General features: G+C 70.7%; 21 protein-coding genes. 6 read left to right on the top strand and 15 right to left on the bottom strand.

Features of this window, described 5'->3' with window-relative positions:
- Positions 1-7: 7 nt before the first annotated feature.
- The 7 genes from ACIBVP_RS12190 to ACIBVP_RS12160 form a co-directional block, all read right to left on the bottom strand.
- Positions 8-1,915, bottom strand: a complete 1,908-nt coding sequence (locus ACIBVP_RS12190) for a fumarate reductase/succinate dehydrogenase flavoprotein subunit (protein WP_396106123.1) — start codon at positions 1,913-1,915, stop codon at positions 8-10.
- 17 nt (positions 1,916-1,932) lie between these two features.
- Positions 1,933-2,733, bottom strand: a complete 801-nt coding sequence (locus ACIBVP_RS12185; protein WP_396106122.1) for a hypothetical protein — start codon at positions 2,731-2,733, stop codon at positions 1,933-1,935.
- Between the two features lie 814 nt (positions 2,734-3,547).
- Positions 3,548-4,108 carry a recombination regulator RecX gene (recX, locus tag ACIBVP_RS12180; protein WP_396106121.1) on the bottom strand — a complete coding sequence of 187 codons (561 nt, stop codon included), beginning with the start codon at positions 4,106-4,108 and terminating at the stop codon, positions 3,548-3,550.
- Between the two features lie 3 nt (positions 4,109-4,111).
- Positions 4,112-5,161, bottom strand: coding sequence for a recombinase RecA (recA, locus tag ACIBVP_RS12175; protein WP_396106120.1), 1,050 nt, complete (start codon positions 5,159-5,161; stop codon positions 4,112-4,114).
- 180 nt (positions 5,162-5,341) lie between these two features.
- Complete coding sequence (locus ACIBVP_RS12170) at positions 5,342-5,536, bottom strand: DUF3046 domain-containing protein (RefSeq protein ID WP_396106119.1); 195 nt, start codon at positions 5,534-5,536, stop codon at positions 5,342-5,344.
- Between the two features lie 159 nt (positions 5,537-5,695).
- A complete protein-coding gene (locus ACIBVP_RS12165; protein ID WP_396106118.1) occupies positions 5,696-7,558 on the bottom strand; it encodes an Hsp70 family protein in 1,863 nt (620 codons plus the stop codon).
- 77 nt (positions 7,559-7,635) lie between these two features.
- Entirely contained in the window at positions 7,636-9,618 is a 1,983-nt protein-coding gene (locus ACIBVP_RS12160) for an Hsp70 family protein (protein ID WP_396106117.1), read from the bottom strand.
- A 130-nt stretch (positions 9,619-9,748) separates the two neighbouring features.
- Between ACIBVP_RS12160 and ACIBVP_RS12155 the strand changes: the two genes are divergently transcribed.
- Positions 9,749-14,392: an ATP-dependent helicase gene (locus tag ACIBVP_RS12155; protein WP_396106116.1), complete on the top strand. Its 4,644-nt coding sequence runs from the start codon at positions 9,749-9,751 to the stop codon at positions 14,390-14,392.
- Between the two features lie 177 nt (positions 14,393-14,569).
- Here the strand turns inward: ACIBVP_RS12155 and ACIBVP_RS12150 are convergent, their stop codons facing one another.
- Complete coding sequence (locus ACIBVP_RS12150) at positions 14,570-14,929, bottom strand: excisionase (protein ID WP_396106115.1); 360 nt, start codon at positions 14,927-14,929, stop codon at positions 14,570-14,572.
- Positions 14,930-14,991: 62 nt separating this feature from the next.
- Here ACIBVP_RS12150 and ACIBVP_RS12145 point away from each other — a divergent pair, with 62 nt between their 5' ends.
- Positions 14,992-15,969, top strand: coding sequence for a Clp protease N-terminal domain-containing protein (locus tag ACIBVP_RS12145; protein WP_396106114.1), 978 nt, complete (start codon positions 14,992-14,994; stop codon positions 15,967-15,969).
- A 2-nt stretch (positions 15,970-15,971) separates the two neighbouring features.
- Here ACIBVP_RS12145 and ACIBVP_RS12140 read toward each other — a convergent pair whose 3' ends face one another.
- From ACIBVP_RS12140 to ACIBVP_RS12130, 3 genes are read right to left on the bottom strand one after another with little or no spacing between them, the layout of a single operon-like run.
- Entirely contained in the window at positions 15,972-16,700 is a 729-nt protein-coding gene (locus tag ACIBVP_RS12140; protein WP_396106113.1) for a VOC family protein, read from the bottom strand.
- Positions 16,701-16,731: 31 nt separating this feature from the next.
- Positions 16,732-17,493, bottom strand: coding sequence for a maleylpyruvate isomerase N-terminal domain-containing protein (locus ACIBVP_RS12135; protein WP_396106112.1), 762 nt, complete (start codon positions 17,491-17,493; stop codon positions 16,732-16,734).
- Complete coding sequence (locus ACIBVP_RS12130; RefSeq protein ID WP_396106111.1) at positions 17,490-17,906, bottom strand: SAV_6107 family HEPN domain-containing protein; 417 nt, start codon at positions 17,904-17,906, stop codon at positions 17,490-17,492. The genes ACIBVP_RS12135 and ACIBVP_RS12130 overlap by 4 nt, the downstream gene beginning before the upstream one ends.
- Before the next feature lie 219 nt (positions 17,907-18,125).
- Between ACIBVP_RS12130 and ACIBVP_RS12125 the strand changes: the two genes are divergently transcribed.
- Both ACIBVP_RS12125 and ACIBVP_RS12120 read left to right on the top strand, forming a co-directional pair.
- On the top strand, positions 18,126-18,647 hold the full coding sequence (locus tag ACIBVP_RS12125) for a YbaK/EbsC family protein (protein ID WP_396106110.1): 522 nt from the start codon (positions 18,126-18,128) through the stop codon (positions 18,645-18,647).
- Positions 18,644-19,207 carry a GNAT family N-acetyltransferase gene (locus tag ACIBVP_RS12120; RefSeq protein ID WP_396106109.1) on the top strand — a complete coding sequence of 188 codons (564 nt, stop codon included), beginning with the start codon at positions 18,644-18,646 and terminating at the stop codon, positions 19,205-19,207. Before ACIBVP_RS12125 ends, ACIBVP_RS12120 begins: the two co-directional genes overlap by 4 nt.
- A 46-nt stretch (positions 19,208-19,253) precedes the next feature.
- Here ACIBVP_RS12120 and ACIBVP_RS12115 read toward each other — a convergent pair whose 3' ends face one another.
- Together ACIBVP_RS12115 and ACIBVP_RS12110 are read right to left on the bottom strand one after the other, a co-directional pair.
- Positions 19,254-20,006: a GTP cyclohydrolase II gene (locus ACIBVP_RS12115; RefSeq protein ID WP_396106108.1), complete on the bottom strand. Its 753-nt coding sequence runs from the start codon at positions 20,004-20,006 to the stop codon at positions 19,254-19,256.
- Positions 20,007-20,038: 32 nt separating this feature from the next.
- Positions 20,039-21,502, bottom strand: a complete 1,464-nt coding sequence (locus tag ACIBVP_RS12110; protein ID WP_396106106.1) for a PfkB family carbohydrate kinase — start codon at positions 21,500-21,502, stop codon at positions 20,039-20,041.
- Positions 21,503-21,780: 278 nt separating this feature from the next.
- On the opposite strand from ACIBVP_RS12110, the gene ACIBVP_RS12105 reads away from it, so the two are divergent.
- Positions 21,781-22,587: an MBL fold metallo-hydrolase gene (locus tag ACIBVP_RS12105; RefSeq protein WP_396106105.1), complete on the top strand. Its 807-nt coding sequence runs from the start codon at positions 21,781-21,783 to the stop codon at positions 22,585-22,587.
- Here the strand turns inward: ACIBVP_RS12105 and ACIBVP_RS12100 are convergent.
- Positions 22,584-24,236, bottom strand: coding sequence for a DUF885 domain-containing protein (locus ACIBVP_RS12100; RefSeq protein WP_396106104.1), 1,653 nt, complete (start codon positions 24,234-24,236; stop codon positions 22,584-22,586). The genes ACIBVP_RS12105 and ACIBVP_RS12100 overlap by 4 nt on opposite strands.
- Before the next feature lie 77 nt (positions 24,237-24,313).
- Here ACIBVP_RS12100 and ACIBVP_RS12095 point away from each other — a divergent pair, with 77 nt between their 5' ends.
- The gene (locus ACIBVP_RS12095; protein WP_396106103.1) at positions 24,314-24,985 is read left to right on the top strand and encodes an LppM family (lipo)protein; all 672 of its coding nucleotides are present in this window, start codon (positions 24,314-24,316) and stop codon (positions 24,983-24,985) included.
- Here the strand turns inward: ACIBVP_RS12095 and ACIBVP_RS12090 are convergent.
- Complete coding sequence (locus ACIBVP_RS12090; protein WP_396106102.1) at positions 24,982-25,887, bottom strand: methylenetetrahydrofolate reductase; 906 nt, start codon at positions 25,885-25,887, stop codon at positions 24,982-24,984. The two genes, ACIBVP_RS12095 and ACIBVP_RS12090, sit on opposite strands and share 4 nt — an antisense overlap.
- Positions 25,888-25,965 lie beyond the last annotated feature (78 nt).

The following is a 25,965-nucleotide window of genomic DNA, read 5'->3' as shown; positions in this document are numbered from 1 at the left end:
GCTCCGCTCATGACTCACCCCTCTGAGGATGAGCGGCCAGTTCCTCATCCGTGTAGTACTTCTCGAGCTCGGACAGCTCGAACAGCTCGAGCAGGTCCTCGCGCATCGGCACCTGCTCCTTCGGCGTGACCTTCGCACCCTGGTCGTAGGCCTCGCACACGAGCAAGGTGTTGCGCCACTGGGAGTCCATGCCGGGGAAGTCGTCGCGGGTGTGGCCGCCTCGGCTCTCCGTGCGCATCAGCGCGGCCTTCGCGACGCACTCGCTGACGAGCAGCATGTTGCGCAGGTCGAGCGCGAGGTGCCAGCCGGGGTTGAACTCGCGGCGACCCTCGACGGCCACGTTCTTCACCCGCGCCTTCAGCTCCTCGAGCTTGTCCAGCGCCTGCTGGACTTCCTCTTCCTTGCGGATGATGCCGACGAGGTCGTTCATCGACTGCTGCAGCTCGGCGTGGATGGTGTACGGGTTCTCCGACTGGCCGCCCGCCGGGTAGTCGAACGGGTTCACCGCACGCTCGGCCGCGCCGTCCACATTGGACTCGGAGATCTTCGGGCGCTGGTCGAGCGCGTCCACGTACTCCGACGCGCCGAGACCGGCGCGGCGGCCGAACACGATCAGGTCGGACAGCGAGTTGCCACCGAGCCGGTTGGAGCCGTGCATGCCGCCCGCGACCTCACCGGCCGCGAACAGGCCGGGCACGATCGACGACGCGGTGTCGGGGTCGACCTCGATGCCACCCATGACGTAGTGGCAGGTCGGGCCGACCTCCATGGGCTGCGCGGTGATGTCGACGTCCGCCAGCTCCTTGAACTGGTGGTACATCGACGGCAGGCGCCGCTTGATCTCCTCGGCGGGGAGGCGGCTCGCGATGTCCAGGAACACGCCGCCGTGGGGTGAGCCACGGCCCGCCTTGACCTCGGAGTTGATCGCGCGGGCGACCTCGTCACGGGGCAGCAGGTCGGGGGTGCGGCGGTTGTTGTCCTGGTCGGCGTACCAGCCGTCGGCCTCCTGCTCGGTCTCCGCGTACTGGCCCTTGAACACGTCCGGGATGTACTCGAACATGAAGCGCTTGCCGTCGGAGTTCTTCAGCACACCACCGTCACCGCGGACGCCCTCGGTGACGAGGATGCCCTTCACCGACGGCGGCCAGACCATGCCGGTCGGGTGGAACTGGACGAACTCCATGTTGATCAGCGTGGCGCCCGCGCGCAGTGCCAGCGCGTGGCCGTCGCCGGTGTACTCCCAGGAGTTCGAGGTGACCTTGAACGACTTGCCGATGCCGCCGGTCGCCAGCACGATGGCGGGCGCCTCGAAGAGGACGAACTTGCCGGAGTCGCGCCAGTAGCCGAACGCGCCCGCGATCCGGTCGCCGTCCTTGATCAGCTCGGTGACCGTGCACTCGGGGAAGACCTTCAGCTTGGCCTCGTAGTCACCGAACTCCGCGAAGTCCTCCTGCTGCAGCGAGACGATCTTCTGCTGCATGGTGCGGATCATCTCGAGGCCGGTGCGGTCACCGACGTGCGCGAGGCGCGGGTAGGTGTGGCCACCGAAGTTGCGCTGGCTGATCTTGCCGTCCTTGGTGCGGTCGAACAGCGCACCGTAGGTCTCCAGCTCCCAGACGCGCTCCGGGGCCTCCTTGGCGTGCAGCTCGGCCATCCGCCAGTTGTTGAGGAACTTCCCGCCGCGCATCGTGTCGCGGAAGTGGACCTGCCAGTTGTCCTTCTCGTTGACGTTGCCCATCGAGGCGGCGCAGCCGCCCTCTGCCATGACGGTGTGGGCCTTGCCGAAGAGCGACTTCGAGATGATCGCGGTCTTCTTGCCCTGCTGCCGGGCCTCGATGGCGGCTCGCAGACCGGCGCCACCCGCACCGATGACGATGACGTCGTAGTCGTATCGCTCGACCTGAACCTGAACCATGGTTCCTTCTCAGTCCCTCAGTTGAAGATCCGCAGATCGGTGATCCAGCCCGCGGCCACCGCCATGATGTAGGCGTCCGTGATGATCACCGTGAAGAGCGAGATCATGGCGAACTGGCCGTGCCGCGGGTTGAGCTTGGACACGAACTGCCAGTAGCGGTAGCGGATCGGATGCTTCGAGAAGTGCTTCAGCTTGCCGCCGATGATGTGCCGGCACGCGTGGCAGGACAGCGTGTACAGCACGAGGAACACCACGTTGATCAGGATGATGATCGTGCCGAGGCCCATGCCGATGCCGCCGTCCTTGCCGTGGAAGGCAAGCACCGCGTCGTAGACGTTGATGCCGGCGAAGAGGAGCGCGGCGTAGAAGAAGTAGCGGTGCCCGTTGGTGAAGATGTACGGGAACTTGCGCTCGCCGGAGTACTTCTTGGCCGGCTCGGGGACGGCGCACGCGGCCGGGGAGAACATCAGGGACCGGTAGGCGGCCTTGCGGTAGTAGTAGCAGGTCGCCCGGAAACCGAGGAGCACCAGGAAGGTGATGATGCCGATCGGGATCCACGCCGGGTAGGTCGGGATGAACTCACCGAAGTGGCTGGAGCCCGGGACGCACGCCTCGTTGACGCACGGCGAGTACATGGGCGTGAGGTAGTGCTCCTCCGCCGCCCAGTAGTGGTCGTTCATGAAGTAGCGGACCAGCGCGTACGCGGTGAAGAACAGCAGGATCCCACCAGTACTCAGCGGGTAGGCCCACCAACGGTCGGTCCGATACGTGCGCTCGGTAATTTGCGCCCGTTCGGGGGCACCGACGCCTGCCTTCATTGTTTGTCCTCGACTCCGGAACGATTTGTTTGTCAGAGACTAACCGCGATCTGTGCCAGCGGCGGCGTTCCGCGTGTCACACCCGGTGCGCGATGGGTCGGCATCGTCGACACCTTCCTACGGTCCACTCCCCTTCGGCGACGCCGCCACGGGAGACGACCGCCGAGCCGCCAACTGTGCCGTCGGTGGCAAGAGGAGAAGTACCACACGCTGGGAAAGCGCCGGTGAGCGGCCTGCACAGAAGGTGTCCTGGGGCACGCCCGTCGGCGACCTCGAACCCAGACCGTACTCCGTGCACCCGGCCTTCGCGGAACAACCGCGCCGAAGCAGCGAATTCGGCTCCACTACGCGGAATTCACACCGTTCCGCCGTTTAGGAGAACGCATTGCATACAGAATGCAACACTTAGTTAGGACGCCCTACACACATGGCCCAAATCACGCGATCGATCAAGAAGAACCCGCGCACGAAGCCAAGCGCGCCACCGACACGCAAGGTTGCGATTCGGTGAAACTTCCCCGACAACAGGCGACACCGTCCCGTGAGGACACTGCCCGGACAGGCACCACCAGGCAAAACATATGAAGCCAACGGAAATACCCACGAGTAACTTCCGAGCCGAAGAGGTTCCGAACGAAAACGGCGGGCCCTGCGCCCCCGGCCCGCAACATCGCGCAAGCCGGGCGAAAGCCCACAAAGACGGCCTGCCTGCCCTCCCGGCGGGAGGGCAGGCAGGCCGTCCAAGCCAAAATCTTCGACAAGCCCAGACCGCGGTCCCGAGATCAGCCCGAGGCCCCCACCACCGGGAATCAGCTCACAGAGCGTCGTCGAGCAGTGAGGTCCGGACCTCGTCCTTCACCACTCGGTAGGCCAGCCCCTCGCCGTAGCCCTTCCGGGCCAGCATCCCCACCAGCTTGCGCACCTTCACGGCCTCCTCGGCGTCGCCGAGTGACCGCAGACGCTTGCGCACCAGCGCCCGAGCCCGCTCCTCCTCGGCGTCGGAGTCCACCGTGGCGAGCGCCTCCTGGGCGGACTCGTCCGCGACCCCCTTGCGCCGCAGTTCCATCGCCAGCGCGCGGCGACTCAACCCCTGGTAGCTGTGCCGCGACCGCACCCACACCTCGGCGAACGCGGCGTCGTCGATCAGACCGACCTCGTCGAGGCGCTCCAGCACCTGCGACGCCACGTCCTCCTCCACCCCCTTGCGGGCGAGCGCCTGCGCCAGCTCGGCCCGCGTCCGCGGGCGCGCGGTCAGCAGGCGCAGGCAGATCTCCTTCGCCTGCGCGACCGGGTCGTCCGGCGGCTTCGGGGCGCGCTGGTCCGCGCCGGAGACCGCGTCGTCGTTCGGCCTCCGGCTTCCTCGACGGCCTGCCACCGGCTAGAAGTCCACCGGGGCGGGCGCGGGCTCGGTGGCGTCGGCGTCGAGCTTCGCGCCGACACCGAGCTTGTCTTTGATCCGCTTCTCGATCTCGTTGGCGATGTCCGGGTTCTCGAGCAGGAACTTCCGCGCGTTCTCCTTGCCCTGGCCGAGCTGGTCGCCCTCGTACGTGTACCAGGCGCCGGACTTGCGCACGATGCCGTGCTCGACGCCCATGTCGATGAGCGAGCCCTCGCGAGACACGCCCTTGCCGTAGAGGATGTCGAACTCGGCCTGCTTGAACGGCGGCGCGACCTTGTTCTTCACGACCTTGACGCGGGTCCGGTTGCCGACCGCCTCGCCGCCGTCCTTCAGCGTCTCGATGCGACGGACGTCCAGGCGCACGGACGCGTAGAACTTCAGCGCCTTGCCACCGGTCGTGGTCTCCGGTGAGCCGAACATCACGCCGACCTTCTCACGCAGCTGGTTGATGAAGATCGCGGTGGTGCCGGACGCGTTGAGCGCACCGGTGATCTTCCGCAGCGCCTGGCTCATCAGGCGGGCCTGCAGACCGACGTGGCTGTCACCCATCTCGCCCTCGATCTCGGCGCGGGGCACGAGCGCCGCCACGGAGTCGATGACCAGGATGTCGAGCGCGCCGGAGCGGATCAGCATGTCCGCGATCTCGAGCGCCTGCTCACCGGTGTCCGGCTGGGACACCAGCAGCGCGTCGGTGTCGACGCCGAGCGCCTTCGCGTACTCGGGGTCGAGCGCGTGTTCCGCGTCGATGAACGCCGCGATGCCGCCGTTGCGCTGCGCGTTGGCCACGGCGTGCAGGGCGACGGTCGTCTTACCGGACGACTCAGGGCCGTAGATCTCCACGACCCTGCCGCGTGGGAGGCCACCGATGCCCAGCGCGATGTCCAACGCGATGGAGCCGGTCGGGATGACCTCGATCGGGGCCCTGCCCTCGTCGCCGAGGCGCATGACCGAACCCTTGCCGAAGTTCTTGTCGATCTGGGCGAGGGCCAGTTCCAACGCCTTCGCGCGATCGGGTGCTGCTGGTGCCATCTGGGATCCACCTTGACTGTTCTTAGACCGCTTTGCACTCACGCCGGCGACGCTAACGGCAAGCACCGACAATTTCGGGCTGAGGGGCCCGTCCTGTGGACAACTCACCCTGTTGTGGACAACAGGCTAGCCGAACGCTTGTTCGAGCCGGCGCCGACACGCCGTTGCGGACGCCGCTCCCTACCGTCGCTCGGCGGGCACCTCGAACGCGTCGCACACCGCCCGCCAGATCTCCTTCGGCTCGACCCCGGCCTCCAGCGCCTGGTCCACCGTGCGCCCGCCCAGCGAGCTGAAGACGTGGTCCCGGGCGAGCATGTCGGCCCGCACGTCGCCGAATTCGTGGGCCATGAGCTTGCGGAACACCGTGATACGCATCGGTGCCAGCCTACGAGTCCGCCCGGATCTGGGAGAATCCGGTCATGGTCGACCTCGAACCGACCGGCCTCGAGTCGGTGCTCATCGACATCGGCATCATCGGCGTCCTGGTGGCCGCGATCGTGATCGGCGTGATGGCGCTGCGGAACCGGCGTTAGGTCAGGTGCCCGGCTGCACGTGCTCGGCGAAGTAGTCGCCGAGCGTGTCCGGGGTGAACTCGTCCGACGCACGCAGTTCCGTCCTGGACAGCCAGCCGACGAGCGGCCGGTCCTTGACGGTGAACACGAGCACGCCCGTGCCGCCGGTGACACCGGCCCGCCAGCGCCCGTCCAGGCCGTTGCCCTTCCACTGGGCCTCGACGTGGTCGCCGTCGGTCATGTCGCCCAGCTCCGCGTTGGCGAGCTTCTGCGCGTCCTCCACGGACGCGACGTGGGCGTAGCTGACCTGGTAGCTGTCGGACAACGAGCACGTGACGTCCGCGTCGGTGTCGCCGTCGGCGGGTTCGCAGTCGCCGCTGTCGGCCACCGCGCCCGCCAGCTGCCGCAGACAGGACGTGAACCCGTTGCCGTCGGGCTCGCCCTTCTGGCCGCAGCTCTCCGCGGTCGGCAGGTCGCTGTCCGGCCGCAGCAGGAACACGGCGCCGACGGCGACGATCGCGAGGACCACGACCGCGGCCACCCCGAGCAGGACCCTGCGCCTGCCGGTGGGCGCCGGAACCGGGGTCTGCGCGGGGAACGCCGTGCTCGGCGGCCCGAGCACGGGGTTGCCGACCGCGGGTGAGGGCTGCGCGGCGACCGGGGTGGGCGCGCTGGACGGTCCCGGAACCGGACCGGGACCCAGCGGTGCGGGCTGGGGCGGCGCCTGCTGGGGCATCGGCGCGGGCATGGCCTGCTGGTGGAACCCGCCGGTGGGCGGTGCCTGCGGGCCGATGTTGCTGGTGCGGAGGCTGACGCCCTCCGGCGTGATGTGGTGCGCGCCGAGCGCGACGGCCGTCTCCGGCTGGTCGAGGCTCGACGGGACCACCCGCAGCTGCTCGGCGATCAACGTCGCGATCAGCGGGATGCGGCTGGAGCCACCGACCAGGTAGATGCCGACGAGCCGGTCCGGCGTCATGCCCGTCGAGCGGATCGTCGCGGCGAGCAGCTCGACGCTGCGCAGCAGGCTGGGGCGGATCAGCGCCTCCAGCTCGACCCGCGTGACCAGCACGTCGTCGAACGGTTCCGGCAGCGGCACCTCGGTCTGCGGGTGGCGCGAGAGCGCTTCCTTGGCGGCCTTGACGTCCTCGCGGAGCGCGCGCTGCGCACGGCGGTCGCCGGTGGACTCGGGGCGCAGGATGCTCTGCCAGCGTGCTGGGTCACGGATCGAGACCTGGCGGCCGACGTGCTCCAGCAGCGCCTGGTCCACGTCGAGACCACCGAGGTCCGGCAGCCCCGCCTCGGCGAGCACGGTGTAGCCGTTCTGCGTGGCCGCGACGATCGCGACGTCGAACGTGCCGGCGCCGAGGTCGTACACGGCGAGCGCCTGCCCGGGGCCGAGCTGCTGCCCGGGGAACGAGGCGAAGTGGGCGGCCGCGGCGACCGGCTCCGGTACCAGGACGAGGTTGCTGCCCATCCCGGCCAGCCGGGCCGCGGCGAGGAGGACGTTGCGGCGCACCGGACCCCACTGCGCGGGGTGCGTCAGCCGGACCTCGTCGGGCTTGGCGCCACCGAGCTGGCGGGACGTCTCGTCGATCACGCGCCGCAACACGGCGCCGAGCGCCTCGGTGACGGGCACGACCACGTCGCCGAGCAGCAGCATGCCCTCGTCGACGCGCCGCTTCGGGTTCGGCTCGAACCGGGCCGGGTCCAGCCGCGCCCGCCGCTCGGCGTCGCGCCCGACGACGAGGTTCCCGTCGTCGTCCGCGAAGAGCGCGGACGGCATCGTGGCGGACCCGTCCACCTCGATCACCCTCGGCGGCCTCCCGTGCGCGGACAGCACCGCAACCGTGTTCGACGTACCGAGGTCAACCGACAGGACGGCCACGACTCTCCCCTCGCACCTGACTGGTCAGCAGCATGCTGCCATGCGCGTCCGTCCGCTGTGGCCGGACCCGCCCGCACTCACGAGCCGACGCCGTCACCGCCTGGCTTGACGTGCTGGTCGAAGTAGTCGAGCAGATCGTTGATGTCGCCGGACCCACCGATGTCGATGTTCATGAGCACACCGGCGATCGGGGAGTCGTTGACCACGAACACGATCATGCCGCTGCCACCGCCGATGTCGATGGCGGCATAGGTGCCGGTCAGCTCGCCGCCCTTCCAGTCGCCCTGCTCCGGGTCGCCGTTGCCGAGGCCCTTCAGCTGCTTGAGGACGGTGTCGATGTACTGCTTGGCGGAGTCCGTGCCGGACAGCTGGTCGCCGTTCTGGTTGTCGCTGTTGCCGAAGTGCATGTACATGACGGAGTGCGTGTCGTCCATCGTGCACGTCGAGGCCGTCGCGCCCGGGGTCTCGATCGGCTGGCTGCCCGCGGTCGCGGCGCCCGAGGCGCACTCGTTGTTCTCCGCGACCGCGCCCGCGACCTTGCGCATGCACTCGCTCATGCCGCTGCTGTCGGCCTTGCGGCTCTCGCAGTCGACCCCGGCGACGGTGCCGCCACCGGCCGCGCCGCTGCCGGACGTCGCGATGATGATGCTGACCACCGCGATCACCACGACCGCGACCACGGCCGTCGCGATGTACCACGGCTTGTTCGACGAGCCGCGGCGCTGCTGCGTCTGCACCGGGTACTGCGTCGGCCCGGGGCCCGAGGACATCGCGGGTACCGGGGTCGGCGTGCTCGGCGGGCCCTGGACCCGCTGCGGGCCGCTGTTCGGGAACGGGTTCTGCGCCGGGGTGGCCCCGGTGGGCGGCGGCGGTGGTGGCGGCGGCTTCGGCGGGCCCGCGTTGAACCCGCCGGTGCGCGGCGCCACGACCTGCCTGGTGCGCTGGACGTCCTCGATGGTGCTGCTGATGTCGCTGGTGCGCAGCGTGATGCCCTCCTGCGGCACGTGGTGCGCGCCGAGGGCGACGGCCGTCTCCGGCTGGTCCAGGGACGTGGGCACGACCCGCAGCTGCTCGGCGATGAGGGTCGCGATCAGCGGGATGCGGCTTGAGCCACCGACGAGGTAGATGCCGACGAGCCGCCCCGGCGTCATGCCGGTGGACCGGATGGTGCCCGCGAGCAGCTCGACGCTGCGCAGCATGCCCGGCCGGATCAACGCCTCCAGCTCGACCCGCGTGACCAGCACGTCGTCGAACGGCTCCGGCAGCGGCACCTCCGTCTGCGGGTGCCGCGACAGCGACTCCTTGCCCGCCTTCACGTCCTCGCGGAGCGCGCGCTGCGCACGCCGGTCACCGGTCGACATCGGCCGCAGCAGGCTCTGCCAGCGGCCCGGGTCCCGCATGGACACCTGCCGGCCGACGTGTTCGAGCAGCGCCTGGTCCACGTCGAGACCACCGAGGTCGGGCAGGCCTGCCTCGGCCAGCACGACGAACCCGTTCTGGGTGGCGCCGACGATGGCCACGTCGAACGTGCCGGCGCCGAGGTCGTACACGGCGAGCGCCTGCCCGGGCGCGAGCGTCTGCCCGGGGAAGGACGCGAAGTGGGCGGCCGCGGCGACGGGTTCGGGCACCAGCACGAGGTTGCTGCCCATGCCCGCCTGGCGGGCCGCGGACAGCAGCACGTTGCGCCGCACCGGACCCCACTGGGCCGGGTGGGTGAGGCGGACCTCGTCGGGCTTCTTGCCGCCGAGCTGGCGGGAGGTCTCGTCGATGACGCGCCGCAGCACCCCGGCGAGCGCGTCGGTGACCGGCACGACCTGGTCCCCGAGCAGCAGCGTGCCCTCGTCGACACGGCGCTTCGGGTTGGGTTCGAACCGGGCCGGGTCGAGGCGGGCGCGGCGCTCGGCATCGCGGCCGACCACGAGGTTTCCGTCCTCGGCCGCGAACACCGCGGACGGCATCATGGACGCCCCGTCCACGTCGACCACCCGCGGCGGCCTGCCGTGCGCGGACAGCACGGCAACCGTGTTCGATGTGCCGAGATCCACAGACAGGACGTTCACGACTCTCCCCTCGTCGCATTGCGCAGGAGAGATGCTGCCAGAACGGTCCGACACGATGGGACAGGTCCCGGATATCGGCCGCTGACCTGCGCGAATCAAAATTGTCGGTGGCCGGGTTCATCATGGTCTCGTGAGTTCCGACGTGCTCGACCTGTTCTCGCCGGCGACCAGGCAGTGGTTCACCGGCGCCTTCGCCACGCCCACGGCCGCCCAGGCGGGCGCGTGGCGTGCGGCGGCGAACGGTGAGCACGCGCTGGTCGTCGCGCCGACCGGGTCCGGCAAGACGCTGGCGGCGTTCCTGTGGGCACTCGACCGGCTCGCCACGCAGCCGAAGCCCGCGGAACGCACCGAACGCTGCCGTGTTCTGTACGTGTCGCCGCTGAAGGCGCTGGCCGTCGACGTGCAACGCAACCTGCGCGCGCCGCTCGCGGGCATCAGCCAGGCCGCGCGCAGGCTTGGCGACCCCGACCCGGGCATCACGGTCGGCATGCGCACTGGCGACACGCCCGCCGAGGAACGCCGGTCGTTCCAGCGCACGCCGCCGGACATCCTGGTCACCACGCCGGAGTCGCTGTTCCTGCTCCTCACCTCCGCCGCCCGCGAGTCGCTGCGCGGCGTGGAGACGGTGATCGTCGACGAGGTGCACGCGGTCGCGGGCACCAAGCGCGGCGCGCACCTCGCCGTGTCGCTCGAACGGCTCGACGCGCTGCTCCCCCGGCCCGCGCAGCGGATCGGGCTGTCGGCGACGGTCCGGCCGGTCGACGAGGTCAGCGGGTTCCTCGCGGGCGGGCGGCCGGTCAGCGTGGTGGCGCCGAAGATCGGCAAGACCATCGAGATGACGGTGGTCGTGCCGGTCGAGGACATGACCGAGCTGGACGGTCCACCGCCGCCGGACCAGCCCGTCACGCCCGACCCGGACCTCGACCTCGACCTGCCGGGCGGCATCGGCACGCTCGAGGAGATGACCGGTGGGATGGGCGGCCCGAGGAGACCGTCGATCTGGCCCGCGGTCGAGGAACGCGTGCTGGAGCTGGTCCGGCAGCACCGGTCGACCATCGTGTTCACCAACTCGCGGCGGCTGGCGGAGCGGCTGACGTCCCGGCTGAACGAGCTGGCCGCGGAACAGGCCGTCTACCCGAAGGACGTGGGCCGCTTCCCCGCGGAGGCCATCGCGGAGTCGGGCTGGGCGGCCGGGGTCGAGAACCCGACCGTGGCCAGGGCGCACCACGGCTCGATGTCGCGCGAGCAGCGGACCTCGGTGGAGGAGGCGCTGAAGTCGGGGCAGCTGCCGTGCGTGGTGGCGACCTCGTCGCTGGAGCTGGGCATCGACATGGGCGCGGTCGACCTCGTCGTCCAGATCGAGGCGCCGCCGTCGGTGGCGTCCGGCATGCAGCGCATCGGCCGCGCGGGGCACCAGGTGGGTGCGGTGTCGCGCGGGGTGATGTTCCCCAAGTTCCGGGGCGACCTGGTGTCGTGCGCGGTGGTGGCGGAGCGGATGGGCGAGGGCGCGATCGAGTCCATGCGCTACCCGCGCAACCCGCTCGACGTGCTCGCCCAGCACGTCGTGGCGATGGTGGCGCTCGAAACCTGGTCGGTGACGGACCTGGCGGCGCTGGTGCGGCGGGCGGCGCCGTTCGCCGCGCTGCCCGAGTCGGCGCTGCACTCGGTGCTGGACATGCTGGCTGGCCGGTACCCGTCGGAGGAGTTCGGCGAGCTGCGGCCGAGGGTGACGTGGGACCGGGTGAACGGCGAGCTGCGCGGGCGGCCGGGCGCGCAGCGGCTCGCGGTCACCTCGGGCGGCACGATCCCCGACCGCGGGCTGTTCACCGTCATGACCCCGGCGTCCGACTCGGGGTCCGGGTCCCGGGTCGGTGAGCTGGACGAGGAGATGGTGTACGAGTCGCGGGTCGGCGACACGTTCCTGCTCGGCACGTCGTCGTGGCGGATCGAGGACATCACCGCGGACCGGGTGATCGCGACGCCCGCTCCCGGTGAGCCCGCGCGGATGCCGTTCTGGAAGGGCGACACGCCGGGGCGGCCGCTCGAACTCGGCCGTGCGCTGGGGAAGTTCCTGCGCGAGATGTCGAGCATGCCGGAACCGGAGGCCAGGACGCGGGCCGCGGCCGCCGGGCTCGACGGGTTCGCGGCGGGCAACCTGATCGCGTACCTGACCGAGCAGAAGGAGGCCACCCGCCACGTCCCGGACGACCGCACGATGCTCATCGAGCGGTACCGCGACGAACTCGGCGACTGGCGGATGGTGGTGCACTCACCGTTCGGCGCGCAGGTCAACGCGCCGTGGGCGCTCGCGATCGGCGCGCGGTTGCGGGAGCGGCGCGGCATCGAGGCCAGGGTCGCGCACTCCGACGACGGCATCGTGATCCAGCTGCCGGACACGGTCGACGACGAGGGCGCGGACGTCGTGGCGGAGGCCGAGGACGTGCTGCTCGACCCGGACGAGATCGAGCAGATCGTGGTCACCGAGGTCGGCGGGTCCGCGTTGTTCGCGTCCCGGTTCCGGGAGTGTGCGGCCAGGTCGTTGTTGCTGCCGCGCCGTGACCCGCGCAAGCGGACCCCGTTGTGGCGCCAGCGGCAGCGGGCTTCGCAGCTGTTGTCGGTGGCGGCCAAGTACGAACAGTTCCCCGTGGTGCTGGAGGCCATGCGGGAGTGCCTGCAGGACGTGTACGACCTGCCGGGGCTGAAGTCGCTGATGGCGGAGGTGCGGTCGCGGAAGGTGCGGGTCGTCGAGGTGGAGACGCCGACACCGTCGCCGTTCGCGCGCAGCATGCTGTTCGGCTACGCGGGCCTGTTCCTCTACGACGCCGACGCGCCGCTGGCGGAGCGGCGTGCGGCGGCGCTGTCACTGGACTCGTCGCTGCTGGCGGAACTGCTGGGGTCGGAGGCGATCCGGGAGCTGCTCGACCCCGACGTGCTGGCCGAGGTGGAGCAGTCGCTGCAGCGGCTGGAGCAGTCGCGGCACGCCCGGCACGCCGAGGACACGGCGGACCTGTTGCGGTTCCTCGGTGATCTGTCGGCGGCGGAGGCGGCGCTGCGCGGCGTGGAACCGGGCTGGCTCGACGAGCTGGAGAAGCAGCGGCGGGTCATCCGGGTGCGGATCGCGGGCGAGGAACGGTTCGTGATCATCGAGGACGCCGGCCGGATGCGGGACGCGCTCGGGGTGGCGCTGCCCGTCGGCGTGCCGGAGGCGTTCACGGAACCGGTGGACGACCCCCTGGGCGACCTGCTGTCGCGGTACGCGCGGACACACGGCCCGTTCCCCGCCGCGGAGGTGGCGGCGCGGTTCGGGCTGGGTGTCGCGGTGGTGACCGGGGTGCTCGACCGCATGGTCGGCACGGGGCGGCTCGTACGCGGCGAGCTGCGGCCCGGTGGCACCCACGTGGAGTACTGCGACGCGGACGTGTTGCGGCGCGTGCGCCGGGCGTCGCTCGCGAAGCTGCGCGCCGAGGTCGAACCGGTCGAACCGGCGGCGCTGGGCCGGTTCCTGCCCACGTGGCACGGGGTCGGCAAGCGTTTGCGGCACGCCCCGACCGCCGACGACGTGCTGTCGGTGGTGGAACAGCTGGCGGGGGCGCCGCTGCCCGCGAGCGGGTTCGAGTCGCTGATCCTGCCGTCACGGTTACCCGGCTACACGCCGTCGTTGCTGGACGAGCTGACCACCGCGGGCGAGGTGACGTGGTGCGGCACCGGTGCGCTGGCGGGCGGTGACGGCTGGATCGCCCTGGCACCGACGGATGTGGCGGACCTGCTGCTGCCGGACGTCGAGGAGGCCGTGCCGGACACACCGTTGCACGGCGCGGTGCTGTCCGCGATGGACGGTGGCGCGTTGTTCTTCCGGCAACTGGCGGAACGCGCGGGCGCCATCCTGCTCGACGGTGGCGCCGAGGCACCGTCGGACCCGGATGTCGTTGTGGCGCTGTGGGATCTGGTGTGGTCGGGGCTCGTCACCAACGACACGATCGCGCCGTTGCGCGCGCTGGTGTCCGGGCGAGGTGCGGCGCACAAGCCACGCGGCTCCACCCCGCGCGGCCGGTACGCGCGGTTGCGTGGGGCACGCCCCGCCATGCCGAGCAGGACAGGCCCACCGACGGTGGCGGGCCGGTGGTCGCTGGTGGCCCCGAGGGAGGAGGACCCGACCCGCCGGGCACACGCCCGCGCGGAGGCGTTCCTGGAACGGCACGGTGTGCTGACCCGTGGTGCGCTCGACACCGAGCGGGTGACCGGTGGGTTCACCGGCGTGTACAAGGTGTTGCGCGCGATGGAGGAGTCGGGCCAGATCGTGCGCGGCTACGTCGTGGAAGGCCTTGGCGCGTCGCAGTTCGCCGCACGCGGGGCGGTCGACCGATTACGCGCTCTGTCCAAAGCAGACAGTGCACTTGAGGCGGACGTGCAGGCGACCGTGCTGGCGGCGGCCGACCCGGCGCAGCCGTACGGCGCGGCACTGCCGTGGCCGGACCCGGTGGGCACCGGAAAGCACCGCCCCGCACGGAAAGCGGGCGCGCTCGCGGTCCTCGTGGACGGTGTGCCCGCGCTGTACGTGGAACGTGGCGGCCGCTCGCTGCTGTCCTTCACCGAGCACGACACCGCGTTGCGCGCGGCCGCTGAGGCGTTGTCGCGTGCGGTGCGGGAAGGCTGGCTCGGTCAGCTGGCGGTCCAGCGTGCGGACGGAGAGGAGGCACTCACCTCCGGACTGGCGGACGTGCTGCGGGACGCGGGCTTCCGCGCCACGCCGAAGGGGCTGCGCCTGCGCGCCTAACCGTCCACGGGCGCACATGCCGCGCACAGGCGGTGAAACTGCGTGCTCGCTTCGTGTTCCCCGCCCACGAACGTGGGTTGAATATCGATACGGGTCGCGGGGGGGCGGCCCGGCACGACGGCACCGGGGGCGAAGACCGGGGAGGGAAAGGCGGCGGAGACCTGGGGGCTCCGCCGCCTACTTCTCCCTGTCCTTCTCGAGCGCGGCCAGCCGCAGCTCCAACTGGTCGACGCGGTGGCGGAGCAAGGTCACCTGCGCCTCCAGGCTGACCTCGCGCTCGGCCCGCCGCTGGATCCGCGGTGACCGCGCGGCTCTGGCGACCACGGCGTCGAGGGGTACCAGCCGCTGCGGCCCGTTGGGCCCGTCGACGAGTCGCGACTCGATCTCGCCGTTGCGGTACCAGGCCCGCAGCGCCGACCGCGACACCCCGGTCTCCTGCTCGGCCTGGGCCAGCGTGACCCACGGCGTCTCCTCGAGCTGCGCGAACAACTCCAGCTCGTCCTGCCAGCGGGAGAGCCGCTCATCCCAGTCCGTCACAGGGAGAGGGTATCAATGACAGTGTATTGACAGGGTCACAGTCAGGGCACACCATCGTGTGCATGTTCGAGCGCTTCACCGCGGACGCCCGCACGGTGGTGGTCCGCGCGCAGGAGGAAGCCCGCGACCTGGGGCACGACTACATCGGCACCGAGCACATCCTGCTGGGACTGTTCGCCACGCCGACGAGCGTCGCGGCGCGAGCGCTGCGCAACCTCGGCGTCACGGCGGCCGCGGTGCGCACGGGAATCGAGGAGAAGGTCGGCCGCGGCACGGCGGAGCGGGTCGGCCACATCCCGTTCACGAAGCGCGCCAAGAAGGCGCTGGAGCTGTCGCTGCGGGAAGCGTTGCAGTTCAAGCACAACTACATCGGCACGGAACACATCCTGCTGGCGTTGCAGCGCGAGGGCGGGGGGCTGGCGGCGGAGCTCCTGACCGCCCGGATTCCCGACGCGGGCGCCGTTCGCGCGATGGTCGACGACCTGCTCCGCGACGGCGTCCGCGAGCGCCCGGCAGCCGAACCGGCACCCCGCACGAACGCGGCGGAGGAGGTCGTCACCGCGGCCCAGGCGCTGGCGGGCGACGCGCCGATGGGCAGCCACCACCTGCTGGAGGCCCTGATCCGCGCGGAAGGCAGCATGGCCGCGAAGGTGCTGGCCGACCTGGGCATCGACGCGGCCGCGATCGCCGCGAAGGTGGACGAGTTCGACACCGAGGACACCACCGACGCGACCCCGGAGGAGCAGGCGGCGCGCAAGATGGAGCTCCGCGTGGAGAACGACGAGGTGCACCTGGTCTTCCGCGACGGGGGCACCGTGGACCTCGCGCGGGCGGTGACCGAGGCGGTGGGCGGCCCCCTGACCGCGACCGGCCCGGTCACCGGCAGGTTCGTGCCGCTGTGGACCACCACCAACGAGCTGCTGCTGTCAGTGCTGCAGACGCTGAAGGGCGAACCGCTTCCGGAGGGCACGACCCGCGACAAGGCCGCTCTGCTGGTCCGCCGGGTGCTCCACGACCGCCTGCGCCGCCGCGGCGCCTGAGCTCACCGAGGCGTCAGCACGCAGAACTCGTTGCCCTCCACGTCGGCCATCACCTGCCAGGGCACCGATCCCTGCCCCACGTCCACCTTGCGCGCCCCCAGTTCCACGAGACGGGTCACCTCGGCCCGCTGGTCGTCCTCGGGCGGCGGAGCCACGTCCAGGTGCACGCGGTTCTTCACCCGGTGCGGCTCGCCGGTGTGGATGCACTCCAGCCACGGACCCCGCCCGCTCGGTGAGCGGAGCGACGCCGTCCACCGGGTCGTCTCCACCACCGGCCAGCCGGACGCCGCCGACCAGAACTCCGCCAGGCGCAACGGGTTCTCGGCGTCGAGGACCACCGCCGCGACGGCCCCCGACGCCGCGTACTCCGGCCGGTGTTCCAGCACGCAGAACTCGTTGCCCTCCGGGTCGGCCAGGACGATCCACGGGACGGTGCCCTGACCGACGTCCACCCGGGTCGCGCCGAGGGACTCCGCGTGCGCCACGATCGCCATCTGGTGGTCCGGTGAGGCGCTGGACAGGTCGAGGTGCACGCGGTTCTTGCCCACCTTCGGGCTCGCCACCGGGACGAAGACCAGGTCGAACTCCCAGCCGTCGTCCGGCGGCGCGACCACGTCCACCTCGTCGTCGTTCGCAAGGGACACCCGCCAGCCCAGCAGGTTCACCCAGAACTCGGCCAGGGCCGCCGAGTCGGCCGCGTCTACCACCACGTTGATCAGTCGCGTGGACATGTGCCGCAAACTAGCGGAAAGCACCGACATTTCAGCGGGTGGCGATCCGCAGCAGGGATCTCAGCTGCGCGACCAGCAGCGGATCACCCGACTCCTGCACGTACGCACCCGGCCGCCTGCCCCACAGCCACAGGTACATGCCCACCGGGTCGCTGGAGACCGTGGCGTCGGCCGGTTCGTCGTCGGTCGCCCGCCACGCCGCGGTGCCGGTCGTGCTGACCTTCGCGATCCAACGGCGGCCGCCCGCGTTGACGGCCACCGTGCCCGGCACGACGTCCGACACGCCGAGCACGCCGAGCCGGTGGGTGAACCACAGCGACATGATCTCGTCGACGCCGTCGGTCGCCACGTCCTGCGCGAGGTCGCCGACGATGAGCTTCGCGCCGGTCAGCTGCACGTCGACGCGGTGGACGGTGGTCTCGTGTGCGAGCCTGCGGCACCAGAAGCCGTAGACCTGGTGTTCCGGCCACCACGTCGGGGCGCCGTCGAGCGGGTCCCGCCGGTCCAGCTCGTCGACGACCTCCAGCAGGCCGGCGCGCAGGTAGTCCACGACGCTCTGGTCCGCCGCCGGCTCACGCTGCCAGCGCGTGGGCCGTTCGCCGTCCCGCAGCCAGGAGGTGACCATCCGGTAGACCGAACCGACGTGCCGCACCACCTCGCCGAGCCGCATGCCCGGCAGGTGCGGCACCTCCAGTTCCGGGTCGGTGCCGGTGGCCGACGTGGCCAGCCGCTCCCCCTCCGTGTCCAGTACGTCGAGAAGACGGGCGTAGTCGACCAGTGGGGTGACGGTCACCGGTCGTCAGCGCCGCGGACCAGCCGCGACACCAGCTCGATGAACTGCCCCGCCTGCCGCACGAGGTCGTCGGCGGACCGGACGCTGACCGCCCGCGTGATGCCCGCCTGCACCGACGCGCGCGTCGCCGAGCAGGACGCGAAGAACGCCGCCCACTCCCGCAGCTCCGGCGCGACGGACGACAGCAGCGTCCAGACGCTCATCGGGCGCGAACGGGCACGGTGCGGGCGCCCGCGCATGGCGAGCAGCGCCGCGGCGGCACGCAGCGCCGCGAGGTAGGCGTCCGCGAACCGCCGTGCCGCGTCCTGCTCGAGTTCCGCGGCCGACAGCCCGGTCTCGGCCTGGGCGAGCAGGCCGTACGCTGACTCGGGCGCCGCCGAGTGGTGATGGGGAAAGTCGAGAGTCGCGGTCACCGGACCTCCTCGCGGATCGGGAAGTCATCACTGGCTGTGACGACGTGCCGTGGGGAAGCCGGCGGGGCTCGGTGGCAAGGCGCTTCCCCCACCCTGCCACCGAGCCGACGTTCGAACGGGTGTTCGAACAATTCGAGCTTAGCTCCGCCTGCCTGGAGACTCAACCTCGACCGGGAATTTCAGCGGCGGGGCACGTCACATCCGTGGTCAGATAGGCCCATGACCTCTCTGGACCACCCCTCGATCAGCAAGTTGGCCGCCGCGCTGCGCGAGGCGGGCATGTCGGCGGCGGCGGACGGCATCCGCATCCTCGACGACGAGGTGCGCACCGCGGCGGCCGCCGCACAGGCGCTCGGCGTCGAGGTCGGGGCGATCGCCAACAGCCTCGTCTTCCGCGCTACCCACGGTGACGAGGTGCGCCCGTTGCTCGCGCTGACCTCCGGTGCCCACCGCGCCGACACCGCCGTCCTCGCGCGGTTGACCGGCGCGGACGAGGTGGGCAGGGCCGACCCGGCGTTCGTGCGCGAACAGACCGGTCAGGCGATCGGCGGCGTGGCACCGATGGGCCACCCGAACCGGATTCGCACGGTCGTGGACGAGGACCTGGCACGCTATGCGGTGGTGTGGGCGGCCGCAGGCCACCCGAAGTCCGTGTTCCCGACGACCTACGCCGATCTGCTCACCATGACGGGGGGCACAGCTGCGGCCGTCGCGGACGGAGAGGAGAATCGCCTGTCGTGACCGCGGTCCCGCCACGCGTAGAACGGTTCGTCGACCTCTCCGCCGACGAGCTGCGCGCCCGCCTGCACGAAGCGTTGTCGCTGTACGTCACGGCGATGCGCTACCCGATGGGCACAGCGGAGCAACGCGCACCCATGTGGCTCGCGCACATGCTCCGCGCGGAGTGGCGCTGCGTCGGCGCCTTCGACACCGACGACCGCATGGTGGGCATCGCGTACGGCTACCGGGGCGCGGCGGGCCAGTGGTGGCACGAGCAGGTGCGCCGCGGGATCATCGAGCAGGCCGGTGTCGAGCAGGCGGACCGCTGGCTCGACGACTACTTCGAGCTGACCGAGGTGCACGTCGCGCCCGCGAGCCAGGGCCGGGGCGTCGGCGAGGAGTTGCTGCGCGGGCTGCTGGCCGGTGTGCGCTCGTCGAAGGTGCTGCTGTCGACGCCGGAGGGGCCGACGCGCGCGTGGCGGCTGTACTACCGGATGGGTTTCACCGACGTGTTGCGCCACTACCGGTTCACCGGTGACCCCCGCCCGTTCGGCGTGCTGGGCCACACGCTACCGCTGTAGCCGCCGGGTGGCCGGGGTGGCGAACCGCCCCGGCCACCCCCGCGTGTCAGCTGACCAGATCGGTCGGTTGCGCGGTCGCCACCGGCTTCTCCACGGGGTTCACCGTGGGTACCGGCAGCTCGACGACCAGCGCGGGTGCCCGCTCCGGGGTCGTCGTCTGCGGACGCCGCCTGGTCCGCCGCAGCAGCTTGTGCAGCCACCGCCAGCGTTCGCGTGCGGCGTCGGCCTCCAACTCGGTGATCGAGATGGTGTGGCCGTACCTGGCCTTGGCCGCCAGGTAGCTGCGTGCCTCGGCGCTCTGGCCGGGTACGAGGAACGGTTGCTGGTCGACGTGGAAGTCCGCGGTCGCCAGTGCCGCGACCTTCGCCGGGTTGTTGGTCAGCAGCCGCACCCGGCGCAGGCCGAGACCGCGGAGGATGGCCACCGCGTCCTCATAGGACCGGGAGTCCTCGGGCAGGCCGAGCACCCGGTAGCTGGAAAACGTGTCCAGGCCCTCACGTTGGGTCAGCTGGTACCCGAGAGCCTTCGCGAGCAGCCCGGCGCCTCTGCCCTCCTGATCGAGGTAGATGAGCACACCGGAGCCCGCTTTGCGCATCATGGCCATCGACTGCCGCAGTTGGTCCCGGCAGTCGCAGTCGACGGACTCGAAGATCTCGCCATACACACACCGCGAGTGGATCCGAACGAGACACCCGTCCTCGGGTTCGCCGAACACCGCGGCGCACGGCTGGTTGCCGTGCAGGTCGGAACCCCGGCCGAGCACGACGACGCGGAAGTCCCCGTCTGCGTGCCTCAGCACATGTTCCGTCAGGTTTTCATCGCCCACGCGGGCTACCCCACACTCTGGTCCGACTCCATGATCCGTCCGACGTCGCCGGGCTTGGGCATGGCGTCTGTGATGATGTCGATGGAAAGGTTCGTGGCCATCGCCGCGCTCGCCCACTCAAGGCTTTCGCGGGTGAGGCCACCGCGGCCGATCCTGAGCAAATGATGTACCAGGGCCGCGGAGAAGGCTTCGCGAGCCCCCGGGGAGTCGGTGAGCGGCACCGATGGTGCGTCGATGTCCGCTTCCAACTCACGAGATCTGATGCGGCAGCGGAAGTTCTCCACGACACAGACCGTCGCCACGCCCATGGTGCGCAGCTGACGAGCGATCTCGTCAATGCTCTTGTCGTCGTCGAAGGGGGGCAGCAGCTTGCCTAGCGCCCATTCGGAACCCACGACGTAATCCACGCCGGTGAGCTGCCGGTAGATCTGCTGTGGACGGTCCAGGGGTGGGGACGCCTGCAACAGCACCAGCGGCTTCCTCGGCAGATTCCGTGCGGTGTCCAACGTCCACTTCACGACATCGACCGGCGCTTCCAGGGTCACGAGCACGGCGTCGGCCTCGGCCAGCGCACGGCTCATCGCCTGGCTTCGCATGTCTCTTGTGGAGAGTGCGACCCGGAGTTCGTTCTTCCAGCCGATCGTGGCGGCGTCTCCGTTGGGCAGCACAATAACCTGTGCCACGGGGGTCGCTTCGCCCGGTGCTTCAACGATCAAGTCGGTGGACAGGTCCTCGCTGCGCATGTACTCGAGAAGCCTGGTCGCGGCCGCGTCACCACCGACGGCGGCGGCGAAACGGATGTCGAAGCCCATGCGCCTGCCGGCCACCGACAGGTTGAGCCCCTTGCCGCCGGGGTTCATGTGGAACGACGTGGCCTGCACGGACGTGCCCGCGACCGGCAGCTGCTCGACGACCGTGATGTGGTCCATCACCGCGCCGCCGACGACGAGCACCGTGTTGCCGGGCTCCTCGGACGACTCGCGGCGCGCCAGGCCCGCGGCGCGGACGCAGCGCTCGGCCAGCACGCCGAGCGTCTTCTCCTCCACCGAGCCGCGCAGGCTGCGCACGGTCGGCGCGGGCGGCGGGTTCTCCACGCCCATCAGCTCGTGCAGCGTGCGCCAGCCCTCCGACAGCGCGATCCGCCGCACGCCGAGGTCGGCGCGGTAGAGGCGGTTGGCGAGCGCGGGCTGGTCGGTGAGCTCGTCGGCCAGCATGCCGAGCGCGAGCACCACGTCGGCGATGAGCCGGTCGGTGGGTTCCAGCTCGGCGACGACCGCGGCCACGGCGTCGACGACGGCCTGCTCGACCGGCGCGCCGGACTCGCGGATCGCGCGCTGCACCGCGGGCAGGTCCGCGAGGACACGCGTGTCCACTTCCGTGTCGCGCAGACGTCTGGCAGTCAGGCCGGCATGAGTCCTCAGCTTGAGGAAGACGCCGCGGACGCCGATGACTTCCGCGTCGGTTGCCATGCCGACCTCCACTGGGGTGTCACTTGCCTCCACTATCTCGTGTCGCGCAAGCACAAGGCACGAACTTTCTCGAAGTCTATGATGACCGGTCTATTGAATTAGCTAGACCAGTCGTCATATTCTCTCGTCGTGGCCGGTGCACCGGGGCCGTCGCTTCCTCCGAACGGGGGCGTATCACTCCGACGGCAGGGCTAGCGCGCGACCGGATTGCCCCATTCGGTTGACAAAGCGAGTGATTTTCGCGGTTTCCACATTTCTTGCGACTTCTTGGAGCACGGATGAACGTCACACACCTCAACTGCGGCACCATGCGCGAGATCCCCGCCGACGGCCGGGAACCCGCGCGCGTCGTGTGCCACTGCCTCGTGGTCGAGGCGGACCACGGCCTGGTGCTGGTGGAGACCGGGTTCGGCGCGGTCGACATCGGGCAGCCGGACGTCGCGCTCGGCCCGGACTTCCTGGCCCGCACGGAGCCACTGCTCGACCCGGACGAGACCGCGGTCGCGCGGCTCACCGCGCTGGGCCACGACCCGGCGGACGTGACCGACATCGTGCTCACCCACCTCGACCTCGACCACAGCGGCGGTCTGCCCGACTTTCCCGCTGCCCGGATCCACGTCCATGACGCCGAGTTCCGCGCGGCCATGGCGACGACCAGCACGCACCCGGAACACACGCTGCGGTACCGCCCGGCGCACTGGGCACACCGGCCGAGGTGGGTGACGTACCCGTCCAGGCGCGACACGACGTGGTTCGGCTTCGACGCCGTACACCTGGACGGGCTGCCGCAGGACGTGCTGCTGGTGCCGTTGGCCGGGCACACGCCGGGCCACTGCGCGGTCGCCGTGAAGACCACCGACCGCTGGCTGCTGCACGCCGGGGACGCGTTCTACTACGACGGGCAGATCGCGCCGCAGCGGTGGGAGATCCCGCTGTGGGACGCGTTCGAGGAGATCACCGAGACCGACCGGCCGCTGCGGATCGGCAACCAGGCCCGGCTCCGGGAACTGGTCCGCGACCACGGCGACGAGGTGCGGGTGTTCTCCGCCCACGACCCGTGGGCCTTCACCGAGGTGACGACCTAGATGCGGGCCAGGCACTCTCGCATCGTGTCCATGCCCATCTGCCCCAGGTAGAGGGCCTCCATGTGGAAGTGCTTCAGGTCGAACGCGGCGCCCGACCGGGCCTTGGCGTCCTCGCGGGCCTCCAGCCACAACCGCTCGCCCAGCTTGTACGCGGGTGCCTGACCGCCCCACCCCAGGTACCGGTCCACCTCGTCGACGACCGTCGCCTGCTCGGTGATCGTCCTGGTCAGCATGAACTCCAGGCCCAGCTCCGGGGTCCAGGTCGCGCCCTCGTGGAAGCCGGTGCCCGGCGGGATCGTCAGCTCCAGGTGCATGCCGATGTCGATGATCACGCGAGCGGCGCGGAAGATGTTCTCGTTGAGCATCCCGAACAGGTTGCCGTCGTCGGACAGGTAGCCGAACTCGCGCATCAGCCGCTCGGCGTACAGCGCCCAGCCCTCCGAGTAGGCGGGCACCCACGACAGCATCCGCTGGAACTTGTTCAGCCGTTCCGCGTGGTACATCGCCGTCGCGATCTGCAGGTGGTGGCCCGGCGCGCCCTCGTGGTAGACGATGCTGGCCTCGCGCCACGTGGTGAACGAGTCCTTGCCGGGCGGCAGGGCCCACCACATCGCGCCGGGACGGGTGAAGTCGTCGCTCGGGTTGGTGTAGTACGCGCCCGCCGATCCACCGGGCGGGGCGATCTTGCAGTCGAGCCGCATGATCTCGTCGGGGATGTCGAAGTGCACGCCGCGCAGGTCGGACAGCGCCTGGTCGGACAGCTTCTGCATCCACTCGCGGAACGCCTCGACGCCCCGCACCTGGTAGCGCGGGTCGGCGTCGAGCGCGGCGGCGGCCTCGGCGAGGTTCGCGCCCGGCCTGATCCGGTTCGCGACCTGTTTCATCTCGGCCTCGAGGCGCATGAACTCGTCCCAGCCCCACGCGTAGGCCTCGCGCAGGTCCAGCGCGGCACCCAGGTAGCGGCGGGACAGCAGCTTGTAGGCGTCCTCGCCGACCGCGTCCTTCTCCGGGGCCTTCGGCAGCATCTCGGTGCGCAGGAACTCCGCCAGCTCCCCGTAGGTCCGCGAGGCGGCCTCCGCGCCCGCGTTCAGGTCGGCACGCAGGCTGTCCGGCACGTCCTTCGCGGCGGCGACGAGACCGGTGAAGAAGTCCTCGCTCCACTGCCCGCACTGGTCGGCCACCTTGCGGACCTGCCGGGCCGCGGACACGTGGCCCTTCGCGGCGGCGTGCAGCAGGCTCGCGCGGTAGCCGGCCATGGCCGCGGGCAGGCGGGACAGGCGGGTCGCGATGGTGGCCCAGTCGTCGGCGGTGTCGGCGGGCATCAGGTCGAACGTGGACCGCAGCGTCTGCGGCGGGCTCGCGAGCACGTTCAGGTCCGAGTCGACGAGGCCGGCGTCGTAGGTCTCGACCTCGACGCCGAGCCGCTCGGCGAACACCGCCTTCGCCACGCGTTCCGCGCCGTCCGCCGGTTCGACGGCGGCCACGTCGGCGAGTGCGCGCCGCTGCAGGTCGGTGACCGCGGCGTTCCCGTCGGGTGACAGGTCCGGCCACCGGTCGTCGTGGCCGGGGATGCCCAGTTCGGTGGCCACCGTCGGCAGAAGCCGCACGTAGTCGTCGACGTACTGGTCGCTGATGCGCTGCACGGTCATGGCGCGCACGGTACCGACCGGCGCGTGCACGCACACGGGATTTCGCGCCCACCCGGGGGTACTGGCAGGATGGCGCGGTGCGCAGGGTCTTTCGAGTCACAGGGCTACTCGCGCTGCTCGGCATGCTCATGCTCTCCCTGACCGGCTGCCTGCGCATCCACGCCGCCATCGCGGTGTCGCCGGACGACCTCGTGTCGGGTGAGCTGGTCGTCGCCGCGCTGCCGGTGAGCGAGCAGGACACCGGGCCGCCGCTGACGATCCCGCCCGAGCTGTCGGACCGCGTGCGGACGGAGAAGTACGCCCAGGACGGCTACGTCGGGCAGAAGGTGACGTTCTCCGGCCTGCGCTTCGCCGACGTCCAGACGCTCGTGGACACGATCTCCGAGGCCGACGAGTTCCGGCTGTCGTTGCGCCGTGCCGGCGGCCTCGTGACGCTCGCCGGTTCGGTCGACCTGTCGCAGATGCCCAAGGACCGCGCGGACGTCCAGATCAAGGTCGCCTTCCCCGGCTCGATCACCAGGACCAACGGCGACGAGGACGAAGGCACGATCAGCTGGTCCCCGAAACCCGCCGCGATCACGGAGTTCAACGCGATCGCGCAGTACTCCGACACGCGCGGCGAGTCGCTGACGAAGTGGGTGACGATCGTCGGCGGCGGTGCACTGGGCGCGTCCGTGATCGCCGCCCTGCTGGCGCTGATCGCACACCGCCGCAGCCTGAGCGCGGAACGCGCCCAGGCCAGGCGCTAGCCGACCGAGCGCAGGTGTGAGCGGCCCGGGGCCAGGCCGAGGCGGTCGACCACGATCTCCTTCGTCGCCTTCGACCGGTTGAACGTGTAGAAGTGCAGGCTCGGCACGCCCTCGGCCAGGAGCCGTTCGCACAGCTCCGTCGTGACGTTCATGCCCTCCTCGCGGAAGGCCTTCGCGTCCCCGGCGAGCGGGTCGAGGCGCTCGGCGAGCGCCGCGGGCACGTCCGCGCCGGACAGCTCCACGGTCTTGCTCAGGATCTTCGGCGTGGTCAGCGGCATCACACCGGGCAGGAGCAGCGTCTCGCAGCCCGCCGCAGCGACCCGGTCACGCAGCCGCAGGAAGTCGTCGGCCTCGAAGAACAGCTGGGCGATGGCGAAGTCGGCGCCCGCGCGGAGCTTGCGGACCAGGTACCTCGTGTCCTCGTCGAGGTCGGCGGAGCGCGGGTGGCCGTACGGGAACGCCGACACGCCGACGCAGAAGTCGCCGAGCGAGCGGACGAGGGTCACCAGTTCCTCGGCGTACTCCAGGCCCTCGGGGTGCCTGACCCACTCACCGTTGGGGTCGCCAGGCGGGTCCCCGCGCAGCGCGAGCACGTTGCGGATGCCGAGCGAGGCGTACCAGCCGATGACGTTGCGCAGCTCGGCCACCGAGTGGTCGACAGCGGTCAGGTGGGCCATCGACACCAGCGTGGTCTCGGTCACGACCCGGCCGGTCGTCCTGATGGTGCGGTCGCGGCTGGAGCCGCCCGCGCCGTAGGTCACCGACACGAACGCCGGGTCGAGGCCCTCCAACGAGCGGATGGCGTTCCACAGCCGCAGTTCGTCCGCGTCGTCCCGGGGCGGCATGAACTCGACGGAGAACACCGGCCGGTCACCTGGGATGCGGGCCACCACCGAAGTCATGCACTCAGGGTAGTGACTCTGCCTACAGATCCCCTCGACACCCACCCCCGGCGGTGCGTTCCGGACGCCGAACACGCA

This window comes from Actinophytocola sp. NPDC049390, from assembly GCF_044466355.1.
Lineage (GTDB): Bacteria > Actinomycetota > Actinomycetes > Mycobacteriales > Pseudonocardiaceae > Actinophytocola.
This window is presented reverse-complemented; position numbering and strand designations above follow the sequence as displayed.

Coding starts and splice junctions, on each gene's coding strand:
- ACIBVP_RS12190 (WP_396106123.1), bottom strand. CDS start 1,915: ATGGTTCAGGTTCAGGTCGAGCGATACGACTACGACGTCATCGTCATC.
- ACIBVP_RS12185 (WP_396106122.1), bottom strand. CDS start 2,733: ATGAAGGCAGGCGTCGGTGCCCCCGAACGGGCGCAAATTACCGAGCGC.
- recA (WP_396106120.1), bottom strand. CDS start 5,161: ATGGCACCAGCAGCACCCGATCGCGCGAAGGCGTTGGAACTGGCCCTC.
- ACIBVP_RS12170 (WP_396106119.1), bottom strand. CDS start 5,536: ATGCGTATCACGGTGTTCCGCAAGCTCATGGCCCACGAATTCGGCGAC.
- ACIBVP_RS12145 (WP_396106114.1), top strand. CDS start 14,992: ATGTTCGAGCGCTTCACCGCGGACGCCCGCACGGTGGTGGTCCGCGCG.
- ACIBVP_RS12140 (WP_396106113.1), bottom strand. CDS start 16,700: ATGTCCACGCGACTGATCAACGTGGTGGTAGACGCGGCCGACTCGGCG.
- ACIBVP_RS12125 (WP_396106110.1), top strand. CDS start 18,126: ATGACCTCTCTGGACCACCCCTCGATCAGCAAGTTGGCCGCCGCGCTG.
- ACIBVP_RS12110 (WP_396106106.1), bottom strand. CDS start 21,502: ATGGCAACCGACGCGGAAGTCATCGGCGTCCGCGGCGTCTTCCTCAAG.
- ACIBVP_RS12105 (WP_396106105.1), top strand. CDS start 21,781: ATGAACGTCACACACCTCAACTGCGGCACCATGCGCGAGATCCCCGCC.
- ACIBVP_RS12100 (WP_396106104.1), bottom strand. CDS start 24,236: ATGACCGTGCAGCGCATCAGCGACCAGTACGTCGACGACTACGTGCGG.
- ACIBVP_RS12090 (WP_396106102.1), bottom strand. CDS start 25,887: ATGACTTCGGTGGTGGCCCGCATCCCAGGTGACCGGCCGGTGTTCTCC.